This is a genomic window from Streptomyces sp. NPDC050147 (genome assembly GCF_040660195.1).
In the GTDB taxonomy this organism is placed as follows: Bacteria; Actinomycetota; Actinomycetes; order Streptomycetales; family Streptomycetaceae; genus Streptomyces.
This window is the reverse complement of record NZ_JBFALJ010000020.1, coordinates 18,837-42,892: the sequence shown is the minus strand read 5'-3', so window position 1 is coordinate 42,892 and position 24,056 is coordinate 18,837. Positions and strand designations below refer to the sequence as shown.

At 72.5% G+C, this 24,056-nt stretch carries 24 protein-coding genes; 12 read left to right on the top strand and 12 right to left on the bottom strand.

What is annotated here, in order from left to right:
* Positions 1 to 9 precede the first annotated feature (9 nt).
* The 3 genes from AB0I94_RS27445 to AB0I94_RS27435 all read right to left on the bottom strand — a co-directional run bounded on the left by AB0I94_RS27445 (position 10) and on the right by AB0I94_RS27435 (position 4,167).
* The gene (locus AB0I94_RS27445) at positions 10 to 1,410 is read right to left on the bottom strand and encodes an amino acid permease (protein ID WP_363312353.1); all 1,401 of its coding nucleotides are present in this window, start codon (positions 1,408 to 1,410) and stop codon (positions 10 to 12) included.
* An 82-nt stretch (positions 1,411 to 1,492) separates the two neighbouring features.
* A complete protein-coding gene (locus tag AB0I94_RS27440; RefSeq protein ID WP_363312352.1) occupies positions 1,493 to 3,667 on the bottom strand; it encodes a phage holin family protein in 2,175 nt (724 codons plus the stop codon).
* 77 nt (positions 3,668 to 3,744) lie between these two features.
* Entirely contained in the window at positions 3,745 to 4,167 is a 423-nt protein-coding gene (locus AB0I94_RS27435) for a hypothetical protein (protein WP_363312351.1), read from the bottom strand.
* 97 nt (positions 4,168 to 4,264) lie between these two features.
* Between AB0I94_RS27435 and AB0I94_RS27430 the strand changes: the two genes are divergently transcribed.
* Complete coding sequence (locus AB0I94_RS27430) at positions 4,265 to 5,053, top strand: MBL fold metallo-hydrolase (RefSeq protein WP_363312350.1); 789 nt, start codon at positions 4,265 to 4,267, stop codon at positions 5,051 to 5,053.
* Positions 5,053 to 5,667: a VTT domain-containing protein gene (locus AB0I94_RS27425; RefSeq protein ID WP_363312461.1), complete on the top strand. Its 615-nt coding sequence runs from the start codon at positions 5,053 to 5,055 to the stop codon at positions 5,665 to 5,667. The genes AB0I94_RS27430 and AB0I94_RS27425 overlap by 1 nt, the downstream gene beginning before the upstream one ends.
* 3 nt (positions 5,668 to 5,670) lie before the next feature.
* Here the strand turns inward: AB0I94_RS27425 and AB0I94_RS27420 are convergent, their stop codons facing one another.
* Together AB0I94_RS27420 and AB0I94_RS27415 are read right to left on the bottom strand one after the other, a co-directional pair.
* Entirely contained in the window at positions 5,671 to 6,906 is a 1,236-nt protein-coding gene (locus AB0I94_RS27420; RefSeq protein WP_363312349.1) for an aminotransferase class I/II-fold pyridoxal phosphate-dependent enzyme, read from the bottom strand.
* A gap of 127 nt (positions 6,907 to 7,033) precedes the next feature.
* Positions 7,034 to 7,753: an ANTAR domain-containing protein gene (locus AB0I94_RS27415; protein ID WP_363312348.1), complete on the bottom strand. Its 720-nt coding sequence runs from the start codon at positions 7,751 to 7,753 to the stop codon at positions 7,034 to 7,036.
* Positions 7,754 to 7,828: 75 nt separating this feature from the next.
* Here AB0I94_RS27415 and AB0I94_RS27410 point away from each other — a divergent pair, with 75 nt between their 5' ends.
* Complete coding sequence (locus tag AB0I94_RS27410) at positions 7,829 to 8,977, top strand: PAS domain-containing protein (protein WP_363312347.1); 1,149 nt, start codon at positions 7,829 to 7,831, stop codon at positions 8,975 to 8,977.
* Between the two features lies 1 nt (position 8,978).
* Here the strand turns inward: AB0I94_RS27410 and AB0I94_RS27405 are convergent, their stop codons facing one another.
* Entirely contained in the window at positions 8,979 to 9,776 is a 798-nt protein-coding gene (locus tag AB0I94_RS27405) for an RNA polymerase sigma factor SigF (protein WP_363312346.1), read from the bottom strand.
* 221 nt (positions 9,777 to 9,997) lie between these two features.
* A complete protein-coding gene (locus tag AB0I94_RS27400) occupies positions 9,998 to 10,147 on the bottom strand; it encodes a hypothetical protein (protein ID WP_363312345.1) in 150 nt (49 codons plus the stop codon).
* A 136-nt stretch (positions 10,148 to 10,283) separates the two neighbouring features.
* On the opposite strand from AB0I94_RS27400, the gene AB0I94_RS27395 reads away from it, so the two are divergent.
* Complete coding sequence (locus AB0I94_RS27395; RefSeq protein ID WP_363312344.1) at positions 10,284 to 10,655, top strand: CBS domain-containing protein; 372 nt, start codon at positions 10,284 to 10,286, stop codon at positions 10,653 to 10,655.
* Positions 10,656 to 10,699: 44 nt separating this feature from the next.
* Here the strand turns inward: AB0I94_RS27395 and AB0I94_RS27390 are convergent, their stop codons facing one another.
* On the bottom strand, positions 10,700 to 11,311 hold the full coding sequence (locus tag AB0I94_RS27390; RefSeq protein WP_363312343.1) for a TIGR03086 family metal-binding protein: 612 nt from the start codon (positions 11,309 to 11,311) through the stop codon (positions 10,700 to 10,702).
* 32 nt (positions 11,312 to 11,343) lie between these two features.
* Complete coding sequence (locus tag AB0I94_RS27385; RefSeq protein ID WP_363312342.1) at positions 11,344 to 12,963, bottom strand: ATP-binding cassette domain-containing protein; 1,620 nt, start codon at positions 12,961 to 12,963, stop codon at positions 11,344 to 11,346.
* 224 nt (positions 12,964 to 13,187) lie between these two features.
* Between AB0I94_RS27385 and AB0I94_RS27380 the strand changes: the two genes are divergently transcribed.
* From AB0I94_RS27380 to AB0I94_RS27370, 3 genes are all read left to right on the top strand, one after another.
* On the top strand, positions 13,188 to 13,997 hold the full coding sequence (locus AB0I94_RS27380) for a class I SAM-dependent methyltransferase (protein WP_363312341.1): 810 nt from the start codon (positions 13,188 to 13,190) through the stop codon (positions 13,995 to 13,997).
* 94 nt (positions 13,998 to 14,091) lie between these two features.
* On the top strand, positions 14,092 to 14,262 hold the full coding sequence (locus tag AB0I94_RS27375; RefSeq protein ID WP_363312340.1) for a hydrophobic protein: 171 nt from the start codon (positions 14,092 to 14,094) through the stop codon (positions 14,260 to 14,262).
* A gap of 239 nt (positions 14,263 to 14,501) precedes the next feature.
* On the top strand, positions 14,502 to 15,044 hold the full coding sequence (locus AB0I94_RS27370; RefSeq protein WP_363312339.1) for a hypothetical protein: 543 nt from the start codon (positions 14,502 to 14,504) through the stop codon (positions 15,042 to 15,044).
* A gap of 12 nt (positions 15,045 to 15,056) precedes the next feature.
* Here AB0I94_RS27370 and AB0I94_RS27365 read toward each other — a convergent pair whose 3' ends face one another.
* On the bottom strand, positions 15,057 to 16,949 hold the full coding sequence (locus tag AB0I94_RS27365; RefSeq protein ID WP_363312338.1) for a transketolase: 1,893 nt from the start codon (positions 16,947 to 16,949) through the stop codon (positions 15,057 to 15,059).
* Between the two features lie 295 nt (positions 16,950 to 17,244).
* Here AB0I94_RS27365 and AB0I94_RS27360 point away from each other — a divergent pair, with 295 nt between their 5' ends.
* The 5 genes from AB0I94_RS27360 (at position 17,245) to AB0I94_RS27340 (ending at position 21,653) form a co-directional block, all read left to right on the top strand.
* Entirely contained in the window at positions 17,245 to 18,345 is a 1,101-nt protein-coding gene (locus tag AB0I94_RS27360) for an enolase C-terminal domain-like protein (RefSeq protein WP_363312337.1), read from the top strand.
* 28 nt (positions 18,346 to 18,373) lie between these two features.
* On the top strand, positions 18,374 to 18,946 hold the full coding sequence (locus AB0I94_RS27355) for a hypothetical protein (RefSeq protein WP_363312336.1): 573 nt from the start codon (positions 18,374 to 18,376) through the stop codon (positions 18,944 to 18,946).
* A 10-nt stretch (positions 18,947 to 18,956) separates the two neighbouring features.
* Positions 18,957 to 19,310 (top strand): VOC family protein, encoded by a 354-nt coding sequence (locus AB0I94_RS27350; RefSeq protein WP_363312335.1) that lies wholly within the window; start codon positions 18,957 to 18,959, stop codon positions 19,308 to 19,310.
* Between the two features lie 109 nt (positions 19,311 to 19,419).
* Complete coding sequence (locus AB0I94_RS27345) at positions 19,420 to 20,172, top strand: GntR family transcriptional regulator (RefSeq protein ID WP_363312334.1); 753 nt, start codon at positions 19,420 to 19,422, stop codon at positions 20,170 to 20,172.
* Positions 20,173 to 20,330: 158 nt separating this feature from the next.
* Complete coding sequence (locus tag AB0I94_RS27340; protein WP_363312333.1) at positions 20,331 to 21,653, top strand: amidohydrolase family protein; 1,323 nt, start codon at positions 20,331 to 20,333, stop codon at positions 21,651 to 21,653.
* A 73-nt stretch (positions 21,654 to 21,726) separates the two neighbouring features.
* On the opposite strand, the gene AB0I94_RS27335 is transcribed toward AB0I94_RS27340, so the two are convergent.
* Both AB0I94_RS27335 and AB0I94_RS27330 read right to left on the bottom strand, forming a co-directional pair.
* Entirely contained in the window at positions 21,727 to 23,706 is a 1,980-nt protein-coding gene (locus AB0I94_RS27335; RefSeq protein WP_363312332.1) for a DUF5107 domain-containing protein, read from the bottom strand.
* Between the two features lie 59 nt (positions 23,707 to 23,765).
* Positions 23,766 to 24,014 (bottom strand): hypothetical protein, encoded by a 249-nt coding sequence (locus tag AB0I94_RS27330; RefSeq protein ID WP_363312331.1) that lies wholly within the window; start codon positions 24,012 to 24,014, stop codon positions 23,766 to 23,768.
* Positions 24,015 to 24,056 lie beyond the last annotated feature (42 nt).

Sequence of the window (24,056 nt, the reverse complement as noted above, 5' to 3'; positions counted from 1 at the left end):
CCCGGGGCATCAGTGGGTGGCGGTCCGCTCCTTGCGGGCCGCCATCCACGCGTGGACGAGCACGCCCGCGAAGAGGAACAGGACTCCCTGGTAGACCGCCGCGTATCCGGACCCGGCGACGAGCCACATGGAGAAGCCGCACGCGATGCCCGCGAGGACGCCGTCCCGCACCAGGCGGGCACGGTCGACGCGCTCGCCCCGCCCGGAGACGAGGAAGTAGATCTGCGCGGCGGTGGCCAGGAGGTAGGGCACGGTCGCGGTGAACGTGGTGATCAGGACGAGGGACTCGAAGACGCCGCTCGATCCGGCCGTGTAGTTGTAGACGGTGAGCAGCGAGGCGAGGACGACGGTGACCAGGACGCCCACGGTCGGCACCCCGCGCCGCTTCTTCGCGAAGGCGGGCGGGAAGAGGCCGTCCTTGGCTGCGGCGTACGGCGTCTGGGCGCTGAGCAGCGTCCAGCCGTTGAGGGCGCCGAGGATCGACACGACCGCCGCGAGCGCCACCGCCGTACCGCCCCAGGAGCCGCCGAACATGACGTTGACGGCGTCGGAGAACGGCGCGGTGGAGCCGACGAGCTTGTCGTGGGCGACGGTGCCGAAGACGGCGAGGGTGCCGAGCAGATAGACGAGGGCGGCACCGAGGGTGCCGAGGATGGTGGCGCGCCCGACGTTGCGCCGCGGGTCGCGCACCTCACCGGCACTGACCGCCGCCGATTCCACGCCCAGGTAGGAGAAGAGCAGGATCGCGGCGGAGGCGGAGATCGCACCGACCGGGCCGTCGTCGCTCGCCTGGAAGGGACCGAGGTTGGCGCTGTCGAAGAAGAAGAGCCCGCCGACCGCTACGACGATCAGCGGCAGGAACTTCAGGACGGTGGCGACGACCTGGACCGCGCCGACGTACCGGGTGCCCGCGAAGTTCGCGAGCGCGGGCAGGAATTGCATGACCAGAGCGGCCAGGCAGGCGGTCCACTTGTGGTCGCCCACCGGTATCAGGACGTCCAGATAGCCGACGGCGGCGACAGCGAGCGCGGCGTTCGACACCCAGCTGGTGGCCCAGTAGGACCAGGCGGCGAGGAAGCCCGCGAAGTCGCCGAACGCGGCGCGCGCGTAGACGTACGGTCCGCCGGTGCGCGGGTCGCGCCGCGCGAGCCGCCCGAAGACCAGGGCGAGGGCGATCGCGCCCGCGGTCAGGACGCCGAACGCGACGAGGCTGATGGTCCCGAAGGGGGCGACGGAGGCCGGGAGCAGGAAGATGCCGCCGCCGATGATGTTGCCCATGACGAGGCAGGTGGCGATCGGAAGGCCGAAGCGGCGGGCATGCCTGCTGCCGCCGTCCTCGTGCTGCTCGGTCCGCTGTTCTTCCTGGTCGGGGGCCGGAGCCGGCTGGGTCACGGTTCCGGTGTCGTGCATGGGGTGGTGCCTCTCGAAGCGTCGGACGCCCGGGATCGCCGGGGCGAGAGACATGGTCGGGCACGAGGGGAACCGTACAAAATCAGAGTGTTTTGTCCTGTACGGCAGGGTCGGCAGCCGCAAAAGCTGTGCCTGCCGGGCCGTCGTGCCGGGAATCGTCCACAGCCCCCGCGACCCCCTCCGCGGCCGCCGCGACCCCTCCCACCAGCGGAACCTCCGCGCCCCTGTACTCACCGAGCCAGCGCCGGAGCACCTCGTGGACCCGCTCGGCGCCGACGAGTTCTTGCCCCTCGTCGAGTGGCGCGGAGAGCACGAGGGGCGACAGGAGGAACGGGTGCGCCTGGGCGCCGCCGAGCCCGCCGTGTGAGCCGATCTGCTCCTCGAAGGCGAGGACTTCGCCGTCCAGGGGGTCGTACCAGGAGTTGACCATGATGTCGGCGACGTGCGGGAAGCCGTCGGTGCGGCGCACGGCCTCGGCGGCGCCCGGCCCGAAGTCGGCGAGCGGGCCGAGGTCGCCGGACTCTGCGTCTTCTTCGTCGAGGTACACCTCACTGCCGCGCGCGCCGAGGACGACCGGGCCGCGCTCCGCGCTGCGTACGAGGAGGAAGCCGATGCCCGGGTGGTTGGCGAGGGTGGGCAGGAGCGCCGGGTGGCGCAGATCGATCTCCTCCCGGGTCATGCGGTGGCGGACGTCGGGGAAGGAGACGAGGCCGAGGTTGCCGGAGGCGAGGACGATGGGCTCCGCTCGGCGGGCGGGGCGGTGTTCTCCGGCACCCTCCTCGACGGGGCGGTGCAGCGCGGCACGGACCGTCGAGCGGGCCTCGGCGCCGCTGTGCGTGCGCTGCGCCTTGCGTGGCACGGGCAGGCCGCAGCCGGCCCTGACGAGGTCGCCGAGGGTGAGGCCGTAGCGGGCGCGGAAGGTCTCGCCGGGGCTCTGGCCGTGGTCGGAGAGGACCACGATGCGGTAGACGCGGGGGGCGTGTTCGGCGACCTTCGCGATCAGCGCGAGCGACCGGTCGAGGCGCTGGAGCACCTTCTCCACATCGCTGCCCCAGGGGCCGGAGTGGTGAGCCACTTCGTCGTACGCGACGAGGTCGGCGTAGACCGCGCTGCGCCCGGCGAGCATGTCCCCTATGACGGCTGCGACGACGACATCGCGCTCGACGACGGTCGCGAAGGCGCGGATGAGGGGGTAGAGCCCGCCCCGGCTGACGCGTGGGCGCCGCTTCCTGATCCGGGCGCGGGTCGACTCGCCGATCTCGCGGCCGACCTCGGCGACGAAGGACAGGGCGGTGCGGACGGCGTTGGCGGGGTCGGAGAAGTAGGCGAAGTACCCGGCGCGCGAGCGGTTCTCCTTGCCGCGCCGGGCGGCCATGGAGAGTACGAGGGCGAGTTGTTCGGCGCCGCCGCTGAAGAGGTTGCCGCGGCTGGCGCCGTCGAGGGTGAGGAGGCCGCCGTCACCGGTGCGCTCGACGGCGCGGCGCTGGAGCTCGGCGGCTGACGCGGGCCGGTTGGAGACCATGACCTCGCCGGTGTCCTTCTCGTACCAGCGGAAGGCGGGGACGTCGTGGTTGGAGCCGTGCAGGATGCCGAGCTGGCTCGCCCCTGTCTGGCTCGACCAGTCGGTCCGCCAGGGGGTGAGGCGATGGCTCGGTGCTCCCTCCCGGCCGAGCCATCCGGCGACGGTCGGCATGAGCCCCTTGCCGACGGCGGTGCGCAGGACGTCGTGGCCGACGCCGTCGAGCTGGATGAAGACGGTGCCGGGCGGGACGGGGCCGACGCTGCCTTCGGAGCGGCGGCGCCTGCGGTCGGCGAGGCGGTAGAGGCGGCGGCGGTAGGCGTCGTCGTCGCGGACGGCGAGGGCGCCGCCGGTGGCGGAGGCGACGGCGGACATGACCGCGGCGACGACGACCGCGGTCTCGGCGTTGGCCTCGCCGCGGCCGTCCGGGATCAGCCCGAGGGCGAGCAGGAGCAGTGACCCGTTGAGGAAGAAGGCGAGCAGCCCGAGCACGAGTGCGGGCACGAGCAGCAGGGCCCGCACGAGCAGGGGCCACACCAGCGAGGAGAGCAGTCCGAAGGCGCCGGCGCCGAGGGCGGCCGTGACGGCGATACGGGTGGCGCTGTCACCGTCGTCGGACTGCAGCTGGAAGTCGGGCAGGATGCCGGCGAGGGCGAGCATGGTGAGCGTACTGACCAGCCACACGGCGACGGATCTCCACAGAGCACTGCCGACCGCCCGCCATCGCCCTCGCCCCACGCCGTGCCGCCTCACGTTTCATGACAGATCCGGACACCAGCGTGTCACAGGGGGACCGGCCGGACGCCGGGGGCCGGTCAGCGGCCGTCGTACCCCGCGGTCGGCATGGAGAGCCGCCGGTGGACGTGGGCCTTCATCTCCGCGTCGTACGACGGTTCGGCGAAGCCCGCCGTCTCGATCCGCACCCCGCGCCGCCCGCACTCCGCGGTGAACTCGTCCGGCGAACGCAGCGCGCGGTCGAGGACCCTGCGGCTCGGCACGACGAAGAGGTCCACGAGACCCTCGTCGACGTCGGACCAGAGCACGGCGTGATCGGCGGGCAGCCCGTGCACGACGAGTTCCCGCGTGATGACGTACCCCCGGTCGGCGGCCCACCGCGCGCACATCGCGTGCTGGCTGCGGGAGTCCACCAGGAAGGGATCGGCGTCCAGCTCCTCCAGCGGTATCAGGCTGGCGATCGCCGCGGCCCGCACCACTGTCACGTTTGCGGCGTCTGACATCGCGTCCCCCTCACCTGGCGTCCTCACCACTGGCGTCAGCCGAAGACCCTACTCCTGGCCGTAGGCTCGTAAACAGTCGCGCGAAGGAGGAACCGGAGTGCCGGTGGAGATCACCTGGTGGGGTCATGCCACCTGCACGGTCGAGGATTCGGGGGTACGGGTGCTCACGGACCCGCTGTTCGCCCGCCGCCTCGCCCATCTGCGCCGGCGCAGGGGCGCGCTTCCGCCTCCCGAGGCGGCCGTCGCCGACGCCGTGCTCCTCTCCCATCTGCACGCCGACCATCTGCATCTGCCGTCCCTCGCCCGGATCGCCCCCGGCACCCGGGTGCTGCTGCCGCGCGGCGCCCGCCGGCAGGTGCCGGGGCTCGCGCGCAGGCTCTCCCACCTGCGGCTCGTCGAAGTCGCGCCGGGGGACGAGGTGCGGGTGGGTGACCTGGCGGTACGCGTGGTGACGGCGCGGCACGACGGGCGGCGGCTGCCCGTGGGGCCGCACGTCGCGCCTGCTCTCGGCTTCGTGGTGCGGGGCGAGGCGCGGACGTACTTCGCCGGGGACACCGGGCTCTTCGACTCGATGGCCGACGAGGTCGGGGAGGTCGACGTGGCACTGCTTCCGGTCGGCGGCTGGGGGCCGTATCTCGGCCATGGTCATCTCGACGCGGCGCGGGCGGCACTGGCCCTGGCGAGGATCACGCCGCGCAGCGCCGTTCCGGTGCACTACGGGACGTACTGGCCGATCGGCATGGATGCCGTGCGCCCCCATGAATTCCACACGCCGGGCGAGGAGTTCGTGCGCCAGGCCGCGCGGATCGCGCCCGAGGTGGCGGTGCACCGCCTGGAGCACGGCGAGAGCGTGCGGCCCGAGGTCACCAAGGGAGAGCCTCAGTGATACTCGCCGCGGCGGCCCAGGTGGCGCCGGAGTCCACGCAGCAGGCCGTCGGCTATCCGTCGTTGTTCCTGCTCATCGTGGTCGGCGCGCTGGTGCCGGTGGTGCCGACGGGCGCGCTGGTCAGCTCGGCCGCCGTGGTGGCGGTGCACCAGGAGGCGCCCTTCGCGCTGCTCGTGGTGTTCGGCGTCTCGGCGTTCGCCGCGTTCCTCGGGGACATGGCGCTGTACTGGCTCGGGCGGCGCGGCATGGACTCGAAGAACGGCTCGCGCTGGCTCGCGGCGATCCGTGACCGGGCGCCCGAGGAGCGACTTGCCAAGGCGCAGGAGAAGCTCGCCGACCACGGCGTGCTGGTGCTCGTGCTTTCCCGGCTCGTGCCGGCCGGGCGGATTCCGGTGATGCTGGCCTGTCTGATGGCGAAGATGCCGCTGCGTGAGTTCGCCCGCGGTGACGCTCCGGCGTGCCTCGCCTGGGCCGTGACGTATCAACTGATCGGTATTCTCGGCGGCTCCCTCTTCCAGGAGCCCTGGCAGGGCGTGGCGGTGGCGGTCGGTCTGACGGTGCTGATCAGCGCGGCGCCGACGGTGTGGCGCAGGGTCCGGCGTACGGCGTCCTAGCCGTCAGCGCCGGTCGGCTGCCGCACGGAGATCACCGAAGGCTTCTCCCAGTGTGCTCAATGCCCGTTCCACGTACGGCAATTGCGTCGCGTCCGGTGCGCTGAGAGCGGCCAGGCGCTCCTGCCGGGTGGAGCCGAGCAGGGGTCCGGTGGACAGGCGTACGCGCAGTGCCCCCAGCTCGTCGCCGAAGCGGTGGCCGCCGGGCGCGGGCATGGCGAGGCGTTCGCCGAGGAAGTCCTCCAGGTCCTGGGAGTCGCCGACTCCGCGCGCCGCGAGGGCGGGGCGGAGCGGCCCGAGGTCCACGTAGAGGTGGCGGCCCGCTCCCGGCGGCCGGGCGAGCGCGCCCGCCGCGACCACCGTGTGCCGCGCGGTCGCGGCCACGCGCGCGTGCAGGCGGGTGGCACGGACGAGGCGGTCGGTCACCTCGTCGGGCTCGCCGAGGGCGTACGACGCCGCCGCCCCCACCGGCGCCGCGACGCACGCGCCGAGCGCGGTGAGGACGTCCAGGGTGCCGGCCCGCAGCGCCGAGCCTTGCGCTCCGGCCGGGAACCGGGCGACCGCGGCGGGCCAGCCCGGCGGCAGGAAGGCTCCGGAGAGATCGCTCAGCGCCGTCACCCGGTCGGGGGCCATCTCGGCGGGGCTCACGAGCACGGTGTCGTGCGGCCGGTGCAGGGTGTCACGCCAGGTCTCGTCGCTGACGATGTGCAGCCCCTCGTCAGCAGCCGCCTCCACAGCCTCGTGCAGCACTTCGGGCGGTGGCACGGTGGCGGTGGGGTCGTCGGCGACGGAGAGCACGAGGAGGCGCGGGGCGCCGCCCTCGGCACGGATGCGGCGGACGGTCTCCATGAGGGCGAACGGATCGGGGACGCCACCGCACTCGGCGGGCGTCGGCACGTGGTACACCGACCGGCCGAGCAGCCGCACCTGCGGCGCCCACCAGGCGGGACAGGGACGCGGCAGCAGGACGTCACCGCCTCCGAGGGCGGCGGTCAGCGCGAGCAGCAGGAGCGCGGCACCGGGCGCCGCGACCGCCTGGTCCCGCTCCCCCGGGAGCCCGCGCCGGGCCCAGTAGCCGCTCGCGGCGTCCAGCAGGGCGGGGCTGCCCCCGGGTGGTTCGGCATGGGCGCGGCCCGCGGCCCCCGCGAGCACCGCGGAAAGCTCGGGCAGGACCGGGAGACCTGGATCCGGCAGGGGAGGCCCGTACCGGACAGGGCCATGGCCTTCGGCTTCCGTCCGCATACACCCATCGAACCGCGCCGCACCGCTGCACGCGCGCGGGGGCTCCGGCCGAGCACTTTCCTGCCGGGGGGGGCGGGCGATCGAGCCTGCCGGGAAGGCGGGGTCAGCTTGCCGAGAAGGCCCTCGGTCAGTCTTCGGTGGCCAGGGTTGTCAGTTCTCGTTCGAGGCCCTTTCCTCGCGTCTGAACCACCGCGGACGCGACGTCGGCCAGTTTGCGGTTCGTGGTTTGGGAGATGCGGCGCAGCACCGTGAACGCCTTGTCCGCGTCGCAGGTCAGGACGTGCATGATGATGCCGCAGGCCTGGTCCACCAAGGGGCGGGTGCGCAGGGCCGTGCCGAGGTGGTCCAGTTCGGTGAGGGCCGCGCGGTAGCGGCGGTCGCGGACCAGGGCCGTCGTGGCGAGGTCGCCGAGCGCCTGCGCGGGACCGTGCCGGACGTCGTCCAAGGCGCCGGGGCGGAAGCTGAACAGGGTCAGGGTGACCGTGAGTCCCGCGCGCTGGAAGGGGAGCGTGACGCTGGAGCGTACGCCGGAGTCGAGCGCCATGGCGCGGTACGCGGGCCACCGCTCGTCCCGCAGCAGGTCACCGGTCTCCACCGGCGCGCCCCGCTCCCGCGCCGCCGGTATGGGCCCGTCGCCCGAGCGCAGCTGGACGGAGACGAGACCGGCGAGGTCGGGATGGGTCACCGAAGCGGGGTGTTCGCTGCCGCCTTCCGACACGGTCGTGCCCGCGCCGCAGCATTCCGTGTTGCAGCGCACGGCCTGTTCCGCCAGCTCCGACAGCCTGCGTCCCGGCAGCGCCGACTCCGGTCCTGCCAGGTCGAGGTCCGGTTCCGGTACGAGGGGCATGGTGGGTTCCTCCTCCTCTTCTCCGCCTTCCCGCGAGTACCCCCGGAAAACGGCCGCAGCGGATACGTTCGGCACATGGCCAAAACGGAGGAGTTCGGTGAGGAGATTGCGGATTTCGTGCGCCGCGTGGCCGAGTTGAAGTCGGCACGCTCCGTCCCGGCGGACGACCTCGGCACGGTCCTCGACGCGGCGATCTTCGAACTCGACCACGTGGCCGACCAGTTGAGGCCGCTCTACGAACGCCTCGCCGCCGAGGGGCACTTGGGGAGCGGCACACCCGACAGGGACGAGCAGCGCCTCCTGCGGGCCATCTTCCAGCACCTCCCCCTGCCCGTCACCCTGGTCGACCGGGAGTCGGTGGTCCGGCGGATGAACTCCGCCGCGACGAGCTTCACGGGCGTACGCGCGGGCTACGCCACCGGCAGGCCGCTCACCGGATTCCTGCTGCACGCGGACCGCGTGGCGTTCCGCTCACAGACCGCCGCGGTCGCACGCGGCGAGGGGGACCGCAGCCTCACCGTCCACCTCCAGCGCAACCCGCACCTCCCGGTCCGCGCGACGCTCACGGCGCTGCGGCCCGGCGCCGAGCCGCGTACGGCGGTCCTGGTGGTGCTGCAGCCGGGCACGCACCTGGCGGGCTCGCACACATCACCACAGGAGTCCTTCCACGCTCCCGCCCCGGACCTCGGCGAGGCGACGCGGCACGCGGCTCGCATGGACCTCGCGGACGCCATGACCACCGCCCTGCTCACGGCTCCCGCCGGTGACCGTGCGGCCGTGCTCGAACGGGCGGCCAAAGTGCTGCACCCGCGGTTCGCGGACTGGGTGATCGCCGACGAGGGGGCAGCGCGCCAACGGCGTACGACTGTCCTCGGGCCGCCGGACGCACCGGTCGGCGATGTCCTCGCACAGGCGCCCGCCGCGTGCCCCCTCGTCGTCGAGGCGGCACGCGGCGGGGCGCTCATGCTGCAGGTCCGTCCGGAGGACCCGGACTCCTTCGGCCGGGACGTGTCCGGCGCCCCCGTCCTCGTACGCGCGCAGGTCACGTCCCTGCTGTGCGTGCCGCTGAGGGGACGCTCGGACGGGCCGGTGGAGGGTGTTCTGACGCTGTTCAGGAGCGGGGCGCGGCTCGCCTTCTCGATGGCCGAGGCACAGACGGTCGACGTGATGTCACGCCACATCGCGCTGGCCATGGCCCGGCACGCCGGCCCGGCACCGGGTTGAACTAGGCGGCGTCCTGCATGACTTCTTGGCGCAGGCGGTCGCAGCAGCGGCTGATCAGGCGCGAGACGTGCATCTGGGAGATGCCGAGCCGCTCGGCGATGCGGCTCTGCGTCATGTCGCCGAAGAACCGCATGTAGAGGATGGCGCGCTCCCGCTCGGGCAGCGCGGCGATGCGCGGCTTGACGGCCTCACGGTCGATGACGACATCGAGCGCGGGGTCGGGCGCGCCGAGTGCGTCGCGCAGCGCGTATCCGTCCTCGCTGCCCGGCAGTTCGGCGTCCAGCGAGAGCGCGGTGAAGCTTTCGAGCGCCTCCAGGCCGGCGGCCGCGTCCTCCTCGGACAGCTGCGCCTTCTCGGCGATCTCGGCGAGGGTCGGCGTGCGCCCGGGGACGGTCTGCGTCAGCTCCTGGCGGGCGAACCGCACCCGGTTGCGCAAGTCCTGGACGCGGCGCGGCACATGGAGGGTCCACATGTGGTCACGGAAGTGGCGTTTGATCTCACCGGTGACGGTCGGCACCGCGTAGCTCTCGAAGGCGCTGCCGCGCTCGGGGTCGTAGCGGTCGACGGCCTTGACCAGGCCGAGGGCCGCCACTTGGCGCAAATCGTCCAGCGCTTCGCCGCGGTTGCGAAAACGGCCCGCGAGCCGCTCGGCCATCGGCAGCCAGGCGCTGACCAACTCCTGACGAAGCGCATCGCGTTCGGGCCCGTGCGGCATCTCGGTGAGCCTGCGGAAAGCGGCTGCGGTGTCGGGGGCGTCGTCGTGCGGATGTCGCTTCGTCTGTTGCGCGTCGGATCGCATGATGCGTCGCAACTCCCTTGTCGGTGCCTTGGGTTGAAGAGTCACCGTGGGGTGCGTGCGGCAACGCGGAGGGGCACACCCGGGGCGAGCGCAAGCTGCTCCCACGGACGTGCCTCCGGTCCGAAGCACTGTGAACTTCGCCTGCCCCGAGGCCTTGGAGGCAAACACATGTGCACTACGGGGGGGCGGCACCCGCGGGAGTGGGCACCGCCCCGGCGCCTTCATGCGGCGCGGCGTACGGCTTCCGCCTCGTCGGCGTCTCCAACGTGCTCGGCATGCGCGACGGACGGCAGCAGCCACTCCTCGTACCGGCCGAGAGCCAGGACCACGCCCAGCATCACCACCGGGATGAACACAGCGATTACCGCCATGACTCCTTCCCTCCCAGAGTGCCCGTGGGGGGTGCGGGTGCCGGGTCTCCCCACTTCTTCCGGGCAAACCCGCATGGACCGCCTTCACCGGGGTACTGCGGCGAGACGACTGACCCCCCGCAGGAAGGGCCCCACCATGGCTGTTGTCGTAAGGGACGTCATGACACCGGGCGTCGTGGCGGTAGGTCCCGATGCCTCTCTGGTGGAAGCGGCACAGCTGATGCGCGCGCAGGACACCGGTCACGTCCTGGTGGCCACGGCGGGCCGGCTGGTCGGCGTGCTCACCGACCGGGACATCACGCTGCGGGCCGTCGCCGACGGCGCCGATCCCCTCACCGTCAGCGCGCAGGCCATCTGTACGCCGAATCCGGTGATGGTGGCGCCGGACGACGCGGTGTCGTCGGCGGTCAGCCTGATGCTGGAGAACGCCGTGCGCAGGCTGCCCGTCGTGGAGGACGGTCAGCCGGTGGGCATGGTGACGCTCACGGATCTCGCCGCTTCGGCCTGAGACCGAGGCGCATGCCGCCGCCCCAACTCGTCACGTGCACGGCCCTACACCTGGCGCCCCAGCAGACTCAGCAGCTCCGTCTGCGCGTCGGCGTCCTGCGGCGGTTCCACCGCGGGGGCGAAGAGCCCGCTCTTCGCCAACTCGGCGGCGTGCGGCTTGACTTCGTTCAGGGAGAAGGCGACGAGGTCTTCCGGCAGCGTTTCGTCCGCGCCGATGGCCCGGGACAGGTCCCAGGCGTGCACGACGAGGTCGGTGATCATCTGCCCGCAGTAGAAGTCGGCCGCGGTGTCGCCGAAGGAGAGATGCACCGTGCGGTAGATGGCGCCCGGCTCTCGGAACGCCTTCTGGGACGCGGCGGCTGCCGTGTCCCAGGAGGCGACGGGGTCGGGACCGAGCACGTCGCCGTCGAAGGCGTCGCCGACGGAGGCGATGGTGGCGCCGTCGCGGACGAGCGGGGGCACCCAGAGCTGCTCGGTGGTCAGGTGAGCGACGAGGTCGCGTACGGACCAGTCGACGCACGGCGTCCGCGCGTCCCACCGGTCGGGCCCGACCGCGTGCACCCGGTCGCCGAACAGGTCGAGGGCGGCGGCGTGCCGGTCGAGGAGCTCCTGGTCGTTCAGGTCGGACGGGCCGGCTGTGCCAGTCGTGTCTGCCATACCCGCCATTGTCCTCCCTGAGCCGGGCGCCGCTACCGCTTGCGCTCCACCCGGCGCTCGTCCCACACCGGCTCCGGCGTCTCGCGTACGAGACCGTCGCTGCCGAAGACGAGATAGCGGTCGAAGGAGCGGGCGAACCAACGGTCGTGCGTCACGGCGAGCACCGTTCCCTCGTAGGCCTCAAGGCCCTCCTGGAGGGCCTCGGCGGACTCCAGGTCGAGGTTGTCGGTGGGCTCGTCAAGGAGCAGGGCGGTGGAACCTTCCAGCTCCAGGAGCAGGATCTGGAAGCGCGCCTGCTGGCCGCCCGAGAGCCGCTCGAAGCGCTGCTCGGCCTGCCCGGTGAGCTCGTACCGGCGCAGTCGCGACATCGCGGGACCCTTGGCCTGGGCGTGCTCGCGCCACAGGATGTCCAGGAGCGTGCGGCCGAAGAGCTCGGGGTGGGCGTGGGTCTGCGCGAAGTGTCCCGCCACCACGCGCGCGCCGAGCTTCCACTCGCCGGTGTGCGCGACGTCGCCGCCCGCGAGCAGGCGCAGGAAGTGCGACTTGCCCGAGCCGTTCGAGCCGAGGACGGCGACGCGCTCGCCGTAGAAGACCTCCAGGTCGAAGGGTTTCATGAGGCCGGTCAGTTCGAGTCCCTGGCAGGTGATGGCCCGGATGCCGGTCCGCCCGCCCTGCAGCCGCATGGTGATGTCCTGCTCGCGCGGCGGCTCGGGCGGCGGACCCGCCTCCTCGAACTTGCGAAGGCGGGTCTGCGCGGCGGCGTACCGCGAGGCCAGCTCGTGGCTGATCGAGGCGGCCTGCCGCAAGTTGAGCACCAGCTTCTTCAGCTGCGCGTGCTTCTCGTCCCAGCGCCTGCGCAGCTCCTCGAAGCGCGCGAACCGCTCGCGCCGCGCCTCGTGGAAGCTGTCGAAGCCGCCGCCGTGCACCCAGGCGTCCGCGCCCGCGGGCCCCGGCTCGACGCTGACGATCTTCTCGGCGGCGCGGGCGAGGAGTTCACGGTCGTGCGACACGAACAGGACGGTCTTGCGCGTCTCCTTGAGCCGCTCCTCCAGCCAGCGCTTTCCCGGTACGTCCAGGTAGTTGTCCGGCTCGTCCAGGAGCAGCACCTCGTCGCCGCCGCGCAGCAGGGCTTCGAGCACGAGGCGCTTCTGCTCACCGCCGGAGAGCGTGCGGACCTCGCGGAACTGTGCCTTGTCGTACGGGATGCCGAGTGCGGCCGTGGTGCACATGTCCCAGAGGGTCTCGGCCTCGTATCCGTGGGCCTCGGCCCAGTCGGAGAGCGCCTGGGCGTACTGGAGCTGGGCGGCCTCGTCGTCGACGGTCATGATCAGGTGTTCGGCGACGTCCACGGCTTTCGCGGCATCGCGGATACGGGGGTTCGAGACGGAGACGAGCAGGTCACGCACGGTCGTCTCGTCGCGCACCGACCCCACGAACTGCGGCATGACACCGAGGCCGCCGCTGACGGTGACGGTGCCGCCGTGGGGCTGGATCTCGCCCGAGATCAGGCGGAGCAGGGTGGTCTTGCCCGCGCCGTTCGCCCCGACGAGGGCGACGATGGCGCCCTCACCGACACGGAAGGAGACATCACCGAGCAGGGCTCGGCCGTCCGGCAGGTAGTACTCGATGTGCGCGGCTTCCAGATGTCCCATGCGGGGGATTCTCCGTGGGGGGTGAGGGTTGCCGCAAATGCGTTTCGCCCCCTCCGTCCGCGGGTCTCTGTACGGCCCTCTGTGCGGCTCTTCTGTACGGCCCCCAGCCTCGGGCGGATGGGTCGGCTGCCCACATAATGATACGCGGGTCTCATCATTCGACATGGCGGCGTACCGTTCGGTCCACCGCAGCGAGCGGCAGTGCACACGAAGGAGTTCCCGCCATGCCGGAGGAGACCGCCGTCTACACGCACGGACACCACGAGTCCGTCCTGCGCTCCCACACCTGGCGGACCGTCGCCAACTCCGCCGCCTATCTCGTCGACGCGGTGAAGCCGCACATGCGGATCCTGGACATCGGCTGCGGCCCGGGCACCATCACGGCCGATTTGGCCGCACTCGTCCCCGACGGCCACGTCACGGGCGTCGACCACGCGCCCGGCATCCTGGACCAAGCCCGCGCGACCGCAGCCGAACGAGGACTGCGCAACGTGGAGTTCGCCGCCGCCGACGTCCACGACCTGGACTATCCGGACGACTCCTTCGGCGTCGTCCACGCGCATCAAGTGCTCCAGCACGTCGGCGACCCGGTGCGCGCCCTGAGCGAGATGCGGCGTGTCTGCGCACCGGGCGGCATCGTGGCCGCCCGCGACGCGGACTACTCGGCGATGACCTGGTACCCGAGATCCCCCGTCATGGACGGTTGGCTGGACCTGTACCGGCGGGTGGCCCGCGCCAACGGCGGCGAGCCGGACGCGGGAAGCCGCCTCAAGTCCTGGGCCCTGGAAGCCGGTTTCGACGACGTCACCGCGAGCGCGAGCACCTGGTGCTACAGCTCGGCACAGGAGCGTGCCTGGTGGAGCGGGCTCTGGGCGGACCGCACGGTCGCCTCCGGCTACGCGGCACGAGCCGTGGAGGGCGGCCACGCCGACACCGGCGAGCTGCGGTCCTTCGCCGACGCGTGGCGGGAGTGGGGAGAGCAGGATGACGGCTGGTTCGCCGTGCTGCACGGGGAGATCCTCTGCCGGAAGTGACGCGTGGCGTCGCGCACAGTTGGTACAGGGCTGCACGATCGGCTGCGTAGAGCGGCCGGTCGGGGATACCCGGGACGGCAGGAGGTAAGACACTATGGTTCCTATTCTGCTGGTCCTTCTGCTGGCCCTGCTCCTCTTCGGCGCGGGGTTCGCCGTGAAGATCCTCTGGTGGGTCGCCATCGCCGTGCTCGTCATCTGGCTGGTCGGGTTCCTGATGCGCAGCACGACGGCCACCGGGACGAGGTCCCGCTGGTACAGGTGGTAGCCGCACACCGGTGAACGGCTGTTCGGAACCCGGAATCACCGAGCCCGCGGGCCTCAGCCCGCGGGCTCTGCCATGTCATCCCGGGTCATGTGGGGCTGGGGTTCCTTTCATGTCGCTCCGGGGGGTTGACGACACCTGAAGACGGGGGGCAGGGGGAGTGCCACGGGCCGCGTGCGCCGGAAGCATTCAGGGGGACGGTCCAGGGTGGACCGCAGTGAGCGAGGCACACCATGACGAACGTGACGCAGAGACACCCGGGGCGCCTGCCCTCCCGATCGAGCGGCGGTGAATCGTCCGCTCTCCCGCCCGTTCCCCCGCCCGTCCGCGCCGCGTTCGCGCTCTGGATCACCGCGGTCGTGGCGGGCTTCTTCGAGACAGTGCTCATGGTCGGCGGACTGCTCGCCGAGGGCGACACGTCCACCGGGGAACTGGCGGGCGGCCTGCTGCTGCGGATGGCCGTGTTCTCGGCCGCCGTCCTGGTCGCCGTGCAGCTGCGGCGCGGCAGGAACTGGGCGCGTCTGACGCTCGCCGTGGGGCTCGGCATCTTCGGCACGCTGTCCTTGGTGATCGAACCGCTCCGGTGGCTGGCCGACGGCCACTCCCTGGGGGACGCCCTCCGGGATCTGTCGGCGGTGGACGCCCTGTTCGGCGCGAGCCGTGTGCTGCATCTGAGCGCGGTGCTCGGGGCGATGGTCCTGATGTTCCGGCCCACGGCCAACGCCTGGTTCAGGGCGGCGGGGCCGGCGGGCTCGGCGCGGTCGACGGAGCCCGGCAAGCACTGACCGGCCCCACGATCACCGCACGACCGCCTGCTCCACGAGCAGCCGCGCCGCCGCCGCGATGGACTCGGCGTCGATGCCGGCACCGTGCAGCTGCTCCTCGGGGGACGCCGAGCCCGGCATCGTGTTCACCGCGAGCCGCACCAGGCGGGGCACCGGGCCGCCGTCGCTGAAGGCATCGGCGACGGCGTCGCCGATGCCGCCCTCCGGCCGGTGGTCCTCGACGGTGAGCAGGCAGCCGGTGCGGTCGGCGGCCTCGCGCAGGGTGGCACGGTCGACGGGCTTGACCGAGTACAGGTCGATGACCCGTACCCGGATGCCCTCGCGGTCCAGGAACTCGGCCGCGGTCAGCGCCTCGTGCACGGTCACGCCCGCCGCGACGAGCGTGAGCCGGTCGTCGTCGGAGGAGCGCAAGGTCTTGGAGCCGCCGACGGGGAACTCCTCGCCGGGTCCGTAGATGACGGGGGTGTCCCCACGTGACGTACGCAGGTACCGCACGCCGTCCAGGTCGGCCATCCGCGCGACGAGTTCGCCCGTCTGGTGGGCGTCGCACGGATAGAGCACGGTCGAACCGTGCACGGCACGGAACATCGCCAGGTCTTCGAGGCCCATCTGGGACGGCCCGTCCTGGCCGATGGCCGCACCCGCGTGTGACCCGACGAGGTTGATGCCGGCTCCGCTGATCGCCGCCATGCGGACGAAGTCGTGGGCACGGGTGAGGAAGGCGGCGAACGTCGACGCGTACGGGACCCAGCCGCGGGCCGCCAGTCCGACGGCCGCGGCGACGAGTTGCTGCTCGGCGATGTAGCACTCGAAGAAGCGCTCGGGGTGTTCCTTGGCGAAGTACTCGGTCCGGGTCGAGTCGCCGACCTCCCCGTCGAGGGCCACGATGTCGCCGCGTGCCGTGCCGAGCGCGGCCAGCGCCTGGCCGAAGGCGGTGCGGGTGGCGACGGAGTCGCCCACCTCGTGGCGCGGCAGCTCCAGATGTCCGCTGCGTGTCGCGTGCAGTGCCCGCGCGGCGGCGGGCCTGCGCACGTCCACGCGCACCGCGTCCGCGCCGTCCGTCCCGCCCGACCCGTCCAGCCCGTCCGTCCCGTCCGCGCCACCCAGCTCGCCGACCGCCGCTGCCGCCTCCGCCAGCGGCTTGCCGTGCAGGCCCTCGCGGTCCTCGGCGGCGGCGACCCCCTTGCCCTTGACGGTGCGGGCGAGGATGACGGTGGGCTGCCGGATGGTGGAGCGGGCCTCCTGGAAGGCGCGGTCCACCGCCTCCAGATCGTGGCCGTCGGCCTCGACGACATGCCAGCCGAAGGCGGCGAACCGGCGGGCGTAGGCGTGCAGGTCCCAGGCGTGACGGGTGGGGCCGCGCTGACCGAGGCGGTTGACGTCGACGACTGCGGTCAGATTGTCCAGGTGTTCGTGTCCGGCGTGCTCGACGGCCTCCCACACCGAGCCCTCCGCCAGCTCGCTGTCGCCGCACAGCACCCAGACCCGGTAGGGGATCCGCTCGAGGCGCTTGCCCGACAGGGCCATGCCGACACCGATGGGAAGCCCCTGCCCGAGGGAGCCGGTGGCGACCTCGACCCAGGGGAGGCGGCGCGGCGTCGGGTGCCCTTCGAGGCGGCTGCCCCGCTTGCGGAAGGTCAGCAGCTCCTCGTCGGTGACGACGCCCGCCGCCTTGTACGCCGCGTAGAGGAGGGGCGAGGCATGCCCTTTGGAAAGGATGAAGCGGTCGTTGCCGGGATGGCCGGGCCGGTCGAAGTCGTACCGCAGGTGGCGCGCGAGGAGGACCGCCATCAGGTCGGCGGCGGACATCGAGGAGGTGGGGTGCCCGGAGCCCGCGGCATCGGCGGCGCGTACGGAGTCGACCCGCAACTGCCGGGCGAGCGGGGCGAGTTCGCTGGTGGTCATGGCGGGGCCTCCTCGGGTGGGGCGGGGCGGATTCGGCGGTCCTCCGGTCGTGTCGGCCGTCGGTGCCAGTGGTGGCGCGTGGCCTCTGGACGAACCTGGCACGCGGGCCCTTCGGGTTGCCCCCGCGAACCACCGTCAAACACGGCACGAACGCGGGCCCGAACCGGTGCGGGACCGGTTTGCCCGCCGGGCTTCGGGTTACCCGTACGGAGCGCCGCCGCAGGTGCAGGGGGTTGTGAACCGACCCCGCGCCGCCCCGCGCCCCCCACCCCGCATGTGATCCAGGACGGACCCGATGAAGGACGCAGTGCCCATCGAAATGCCCGCCATGTCCGCCTACTCGGTCCCCGCGGACGCCCCTGAGGCGGACGGCACCTTCGCGTGGGACAGCACCACCATCGTGATCGTCGAGATCACGGCGGGCGACGCGACGGGCACGGGCTGGACCTACGGCCCCGCGTCCACCGTCTCCCTGCTGGCCGAGCAGCTCGTCCCGGTCGTCACGGGCCTCGACGCGCTCGACATCCCCGCCGCGCACGCGGCGATGACGAAGGCGGTCCGCGACACCGGCCGCCCCGGTGCCGCCTCGTGTGCCGTTTCGGCGATCGACATCGCCCTGTGGGACCTCAAGGCACGCCTCCTGGAGATCCCCCTCGTACGCCTCCTGGGCGCCGCCCGCGACGAGGTCCCCGTCTATGGGAGCGGGGGCTTCACCACGTACCACGACACGCATCTGGCGGCCCAGCTCAACGGCTGGGTACACGGCCAGCGCATACCCCGCGTCAAGATCAAGATTGGTGAGGACTGGGGCCGGGCGGCAACCCGCGACCTGTTACGGGTGCGCACCGCGCGTGACGTCATCGGCGCGCAGGCCGAGTTGTACGTCGACGCGAGCGGCGGCTACACCCGCAAGCAGGCGATCCGGGTGGGCCGGGTGCTCGCCGAGCACGGTGTGGGCTGGTTCGAGGAGCCGGTTCCGTCGGAGGACCTGCGGGGGCTCGCGCTGGTGCGGGACGCGCTGGTCTGCGACGTCGCGGCCGGCGCGTACGGCTACGACCTCCCGTACTTCGCGCGGATGGTCTCCTCCGTGGACTGCCTCCAGTTGGACGCGACGCGCTGCGGCGGACTGACCGAGTGGCTGCGTGCCGCGGCCCTCGCACAGGCGCACGGGATCGAGGTCTCGGCCCGCTGCGCCCCGCACGCGCATGCCGCGGTCGCCGCTTGCGTGCCGAATCTGCGGCACATCGAGTGGCTGCACGACCATGTGCGGATCGAGTCGATGTTCTTCGACGGCGCCCTCGACCCGACGGGCGGCGTCGTCCGCCCCGACGGCGGCGTCGGCCACGGTCTGGAGCTGCGACGCACGGAGGAGGTCGAGGAGTACCGGGTCGCGTGAGGCCACCATGGCCTGCCACGCTCGGACCATGCGACAGACGGAGGCACTGCTCATCGGGGGCCGTTCCGGGGCGGGCAAGTCCTCGGTGGGCCGGGAGGTCGCGGCGCGGCTGCGGGCGGCCGACGTGGCGCACGCGTACATCGAGGGTGGTGCCCTGGACGCGGTCCATCCGGCACCGGAGGGCGACCCCCACCGCTCCGGGATCACCGCGCGCAACCTCGCGGCCCTGTGGGCGAACTACACGGACCTCGGCTGCCATCGGCTCGTCTGCACGAACACGGCGAGCGTCCTCGGGAGCGAGGAGTGGCTGTTCGCCGCCGCCCTGCGCGGCCCGCGCATCATCCGGGTGCTGCTCACGGCGTCGGACGCCACCGTCGAGGAGAGGCTGACGGCGCGCGAACTGGGCTCGGAGCTCCCACAGCAGTTGCGCACCAGCGCGTTCATGGCCCGGCGGCTGGATGAGCACGCGGCCGACGGCACCCGTCGCGTGGCGACGGACGGGCGGCGGGTCGAGGACATCGCGGCCGATGTGGTCGCCGCCACGGGGTGGAACTTCCGCAAGTGCGCCGAAACGATCTCGGATCACGGCCGGGCCAACTAGGCTCGCCCGTATGGAGATCCTGGGAGCCACGCTGCGTATCTGCGTCGAGGACCTGGAGTCCTCGGTCGCCTTCTACGAACGCCTCGCGGGCGGTACCGCGCAGCGCTTCGAGCGGGAGGGCGTGTCGGTCGCGGCGGTCGGCTGTTTCCTGTTGATGAGCGGTCCCGAGCATGAGCTGGAGATCCTCCGGAAGGTCTCGGCGACGATCGCGGTACCGGACGTCGACGAGGCGTACACCGTCCTGAACGCGTCCGGCGCCCGTGTCATCGCGGGCCCCGTCCCGACGCCGGCGGGCCGCAATCTGATCGCGGTGCACCCGGACGGCACGGTCTTCGAGTACGCGGACCGGCGCCCCACGCCCTGAACCGCGTCCCACGTCCTGAACCGCGCCCGCGTCCGAACCGCCGAACGGACCTCCCCTCGCGCCTCCCCGTATCCTCCACGGCAGGCAGGCCGAACGGAGGACGGTGCACGTGGCGGGCAGTACGGCGGACGGTACGGCGGACGGTACGGAACGGATCTCGCTGAGCGCCCAGGCGCGCGAGGCCGTCCGGCAGCGCATCGTGGACCGCCGCTATCCGCTGGGCTCGCGGTTGGTGGAGCGCGAGGTCGCCGAGGAGCTGCGGATGTCGCGGGTCCCCGTGCGGGAGGCGATGCGCGCGCTGGTCGCCGAGGGCCTCCTTGAACTCCTTCCGCACAGCGGGGTGCGGGTGCGCCGCCTGGAACGCTCCGATGTACGGCATCTGTACGAGGTGTGGGAGCCGCTCGCGGTGCAGGCGTCCCGGCTCGCGGCGCGCCAGGTGGCTCAGAGCGCGCCGGCCGAGCCGCCCGGCCTCGCCGCGCTGCGGGCCACGCTCCACCAGGCCGAGCAGGCGTCGGACGTGGACGACGGGCCCCGTGAGGTCGCCGCGCACACAGCCTTCCACGAGGGCATCGTGGCCCTCTGCGGCAATCCTCTGCTCGCCCGCACGATGGAGCAGCTGAGCTGGCAGCTCCAGCTCCTGTTCGGCATGCGCGCCGAGCCGGACCACATGCGGGCCCAGCATGGCCTGATCTACCGGCATATCGCGTCGGGCGACGAGGAGACGGCGTCGGCGAGCACGCTCCTGCACGTACGGGACAGCCAGGCGGTGGCGCTGCGGTCGCTCTTCGAGGGCAGCGGCAACGGAAACAGCCACGGACACGGACACGGCAGTAACAGCGACGGCGGCGGCAGCCGCACCTGAGGACGGGCTCTGTATACCAAGCCCTACCCGCACACCAAGGCTCTCACCATTATCCCGCGTAAAGCAGCACATTCTCCCTGCCACTCCTTGCGGGACACTTCAGCTTGGTATACAAACTGCGGACGCGTTCCCTCCGTAACCCGTGCTGGAGCAGCCCCATGTGCGTCGAGTCCATCCCTCCGCCCTCCTCCCGGCTCACCCGACGTGGCGTCCTCGCGGGTGCCGCCGCCCTCGCGGGCGCCGGAGCCGCCCTGTCGGCCGCCGCCCCGGCCGCCGCGGCGCCCCACGGCGGCGGCCGCCGTTCCAGGGCCGTGGTGTTCCGCGATGTCCGCCCCTTCGGGGCGAAGACCCCCGTGGACCTCACGGTCGTCGACGGACGGATCACGGACGGCCGGGCGCCCAAGGGCGCCAAGGTGATCGACTGCGACGGCCGGGTCGCCCTGCCCTCCCTCGTGGACGCCCACATCCACCCGGACAAGACGACGTGGGGCGGCGACTGGGTCACGCGCAAGCCCGCGAACGGCATCGCCGACTACTGCGCCCAGGACGTGGAGCTGTTCAAGAGCCAGTCACGGCCGGTCGGCGAGCGCGCACACCGTCTGATGGCGCACGCCGTGACCCGCGGCACCCGCGCGATGCGCGCCCACGTGGACGTGGCCCCCGCCTATGACCTGGCCGGCGTCGAGGGGGTGAACGCGGCCCGCGAGCGGCTGCGGGACGCGCTCGACGTGCAGATCGTGGCGTTCCCGCAGCACGGCGTGGTCCGCACCCCCGGCACGGCGGAGCTCCTGGAGGAAGCGGCCCGCTCCGGCTCCATCGACCTGGTCGGCGGCATCGACCCGATCAGCTTCGACGACGCGATGGACGAACAGCTCGACCTGGTCTTCGGCCTCGCGGACCGCCACGGGGTGGGCGTGGACATCCACCTCCACGATCGCGACGAGAAGGGCACGAAGGTCCTGCGGGCCATCATCGACCGCACTCGCGCGCTGTCCCTGCGCGGCAAGGTCACGGTCAGTCACGTCTTCTGCCTGCCGAACCTGTCGGACACCGAACTGGGCAGGATGGCGGCCGACTTGGGAGAGCAGGACATCTCCCTGACGACGGTGGCGCCGAACGAGTCGCTGGTCCTGCCGATCGCGAAGCTGCGCGAGCACGGGGTGCGGGTCGGGCTCGGCTCGGACGGGGTGCGCGACGCGTGGAGCCCGTTCGGCAACGCCGACATGCTGCACCGCACGCACATCCTCGGCTGGGTCACCGACGTCCGCCTCGACGACGAACTGGCCGACTGCTACGGCGTGGGCGCGCACGGCGGAGCCGACGTGATGGGTCTCGACCACGCGGACCTGAAGCCCGGCGCCCCCGCCGACTTCATCCTCGTGCGCGGGGAGTGCCTGCCGCAGGTGCTGGTGGACATGCCGCAGCGGGACATGGTGGTGCACGGCGGCCAGGTCGTGGCCAGGAACGGTGAGTTGGTCTAGCCGACGCCCTCCCTCCGGGGAGGCCGGCATCCTCCCCGGGGGGGGCGGCTGCCCCGCCCCCCTCGGGAGGGCTTCACTCCTCCGCGACAGCCCGCATCCGGAAGTCGTACCGGGCGGGCAGCTCGTCGTCGGTCACCGCACGCCACAGCTCGCCGAGCACCTCGGCGCCCTCGCGCAGGTCGGCCACCTCGAAGCCCTCGTCGAACACCGCCCGCGCCGCGGCCTTCTCCCCCTCCGCGACGAGCAGTTGGATCTCGACGAGGCGGAACCGGCCTTCCGCCCGCGTGGGGGGATGCAGGCGGTCCCACACGCCGCGGGCCGCCTCCCGCCGCCCGGCCGAGAGCAGGACGCCTATCGCCTCCCTGCCGAGGGCGGCACTCGCGGACGTCCACAGGACACCGTCGTCGCGCCGTTCCTGGCACAGGTCGTCGAAGGCTTCCGCGTACCGGTCGGCGGCGCGCTCGATGTGGCCCGCGTCCTGGTCGGCGACCGCGAGGCACCGCAGAAACGGCCAGCGCGACGGGGCGAGTTCGAGGCCGCGCTCCCAGCTGCGCACCGCCTGGGCCAGATCGCCCGCGTGCCACTGCGCCACGCCCAGGTGATACTCGGCGGACGGCTGCGCGGGCGCCGTCTCCAGCATGTCCCGCCAGTGCCGGGCGACCAGGGTCGGGCCCGGCGGCGCCACCCGGCGCGGCTCGGGGACGGCGCCGGAGTGCAACAGCTCGAGCCACGGCTCCTGCTCGGGCCCCAGCGTGGACTCGGCGAACGGCGTGCCCGGCAACTTGTGTCCGGCGCGAAGGACTTCGAGCGCGCCCCACCCGGACCCGGTGGCGAGCACCTCGCCCGGCTCCATGTCCGCGCACGGCCGCCATGCGTCGTACGCCTCCTCCACCGCGGCGCGCGGCAGCGAGTCCGCGAGCCGCGCCTGGGCCTCCTCGCGCGCGGCCCGCCAGTCGGAGCCGTGCACGAGGCCCGGCTCCGCCGACAGCGGCCCGTACGACTCCAGCCAGCTGAATTCGCCTTCGGCGTCCAGGCGTACGTGCTCCAGCTGGGTCCGGGCCAGGCCCGCCTGGATCTCCGCGTACCCGCCGGTGCCCGGCTCCGTCAGCCACTCCTGCCAGCGCCGCCCGCCGGCCCCGGAGCCCCACACGAAGAGCTTGCGGCCACGCAGCAGGTCGGTGGACGTCTGGACGAGGCCGTGCCCGTCGTCGTCGAGCGCCGCTATCCAGCGGCGCGTGCGGTCCGGTACGTCGTAGAAGTAGTCGGCGGCGTACTCGCTGCGCGGCGGGTACGTCCGGTCCACCCCGTCGGTCCGCGGCACCGGCACCTTGCGCAGCACGCCCGAGTAGCCGAAGTGCCAGGCCTCGTCGGCCGGGGCGAGCACCCGGCGCTCCTCGGGCACCGCGATGTTCGACCACCAGTAGACCGGGACCGCCTTCTCGTGCGGGTTGCGGATCCGCACGCCGACGTGGAGGAAGTCGGACCCCTCGGGCAGCCACAGATCCACCTGGAACGGCACGTCCCGCAGCCGCTCCCACTCCCAGAGCCGCAGCATCTCGCCGCCGTCGGGCGCCGTCACGCGCGCGGCGTGCAGGGGCGCGCAGGACAGCGTCGTGTGGCCGGTGGCGCCGATGTTCCACTCGATGCCGCCGGAGAACCAGGCGCCGTTCAGGGCGAAGGAGGCGGGCTGCAACACCGGGTTGCGGTAGAGGAGTTCGCGGCCGGTCGGCTTGTGGAAGAGGGAGTGGACACGGCCGCCGAACGCAGGCAGGACGGTGGCGCGCAGCCGGTCGTTCTCGATGACCAGCGTGTCCAGGGTCGTGTCGGTCCGCTCGCGCCCGTACCCGTCGAGCACCCGCGTCGGCAGGACGCCGCGCAGCGGCTCGTACCCGAGCTGCCGCGCCATGTCGCGTGGCAGCCCCTGTCTGCCTCGCTCGTCCAGGGTGTGCACCTTACGGAGCGGCCGCAACGGCGGCAGCGGGTTCTCGGGGCCCAACGGGGCGGCGGGCAGCGTCAGTACGTCACGTCGCACGGTGGTCGTCACGATCACCATGGAACACGCTCGGCTCCGTCCCGACCAGGGGTTATCCCGGTCAGGATTACGCAAAGGCCCTACTTGCGCCGCCGGACGAAGTACGCCCCGCACAGCGCGCCGATCAGGCCGGTGCCCAGGAGCGCCACCCACAGGGGCATGGTCACCTCGGGGATCAGGAGTCTGATCTTGGTGTGACGGGTGTTCTCGAAGATGAAGACCAGGGTGAGGACGGCGATCACGAGGACGGCGATCCTGCCGGGCGTCATGACGCCAGAGCCGCCGCCAGAGCCGCCCTTCGAGCCGCCCGTCGAGCTGCTGGGACTCATACGTGGACCTTCCGTCGGAGCTTCGACCGGCCTCCCCCGGTG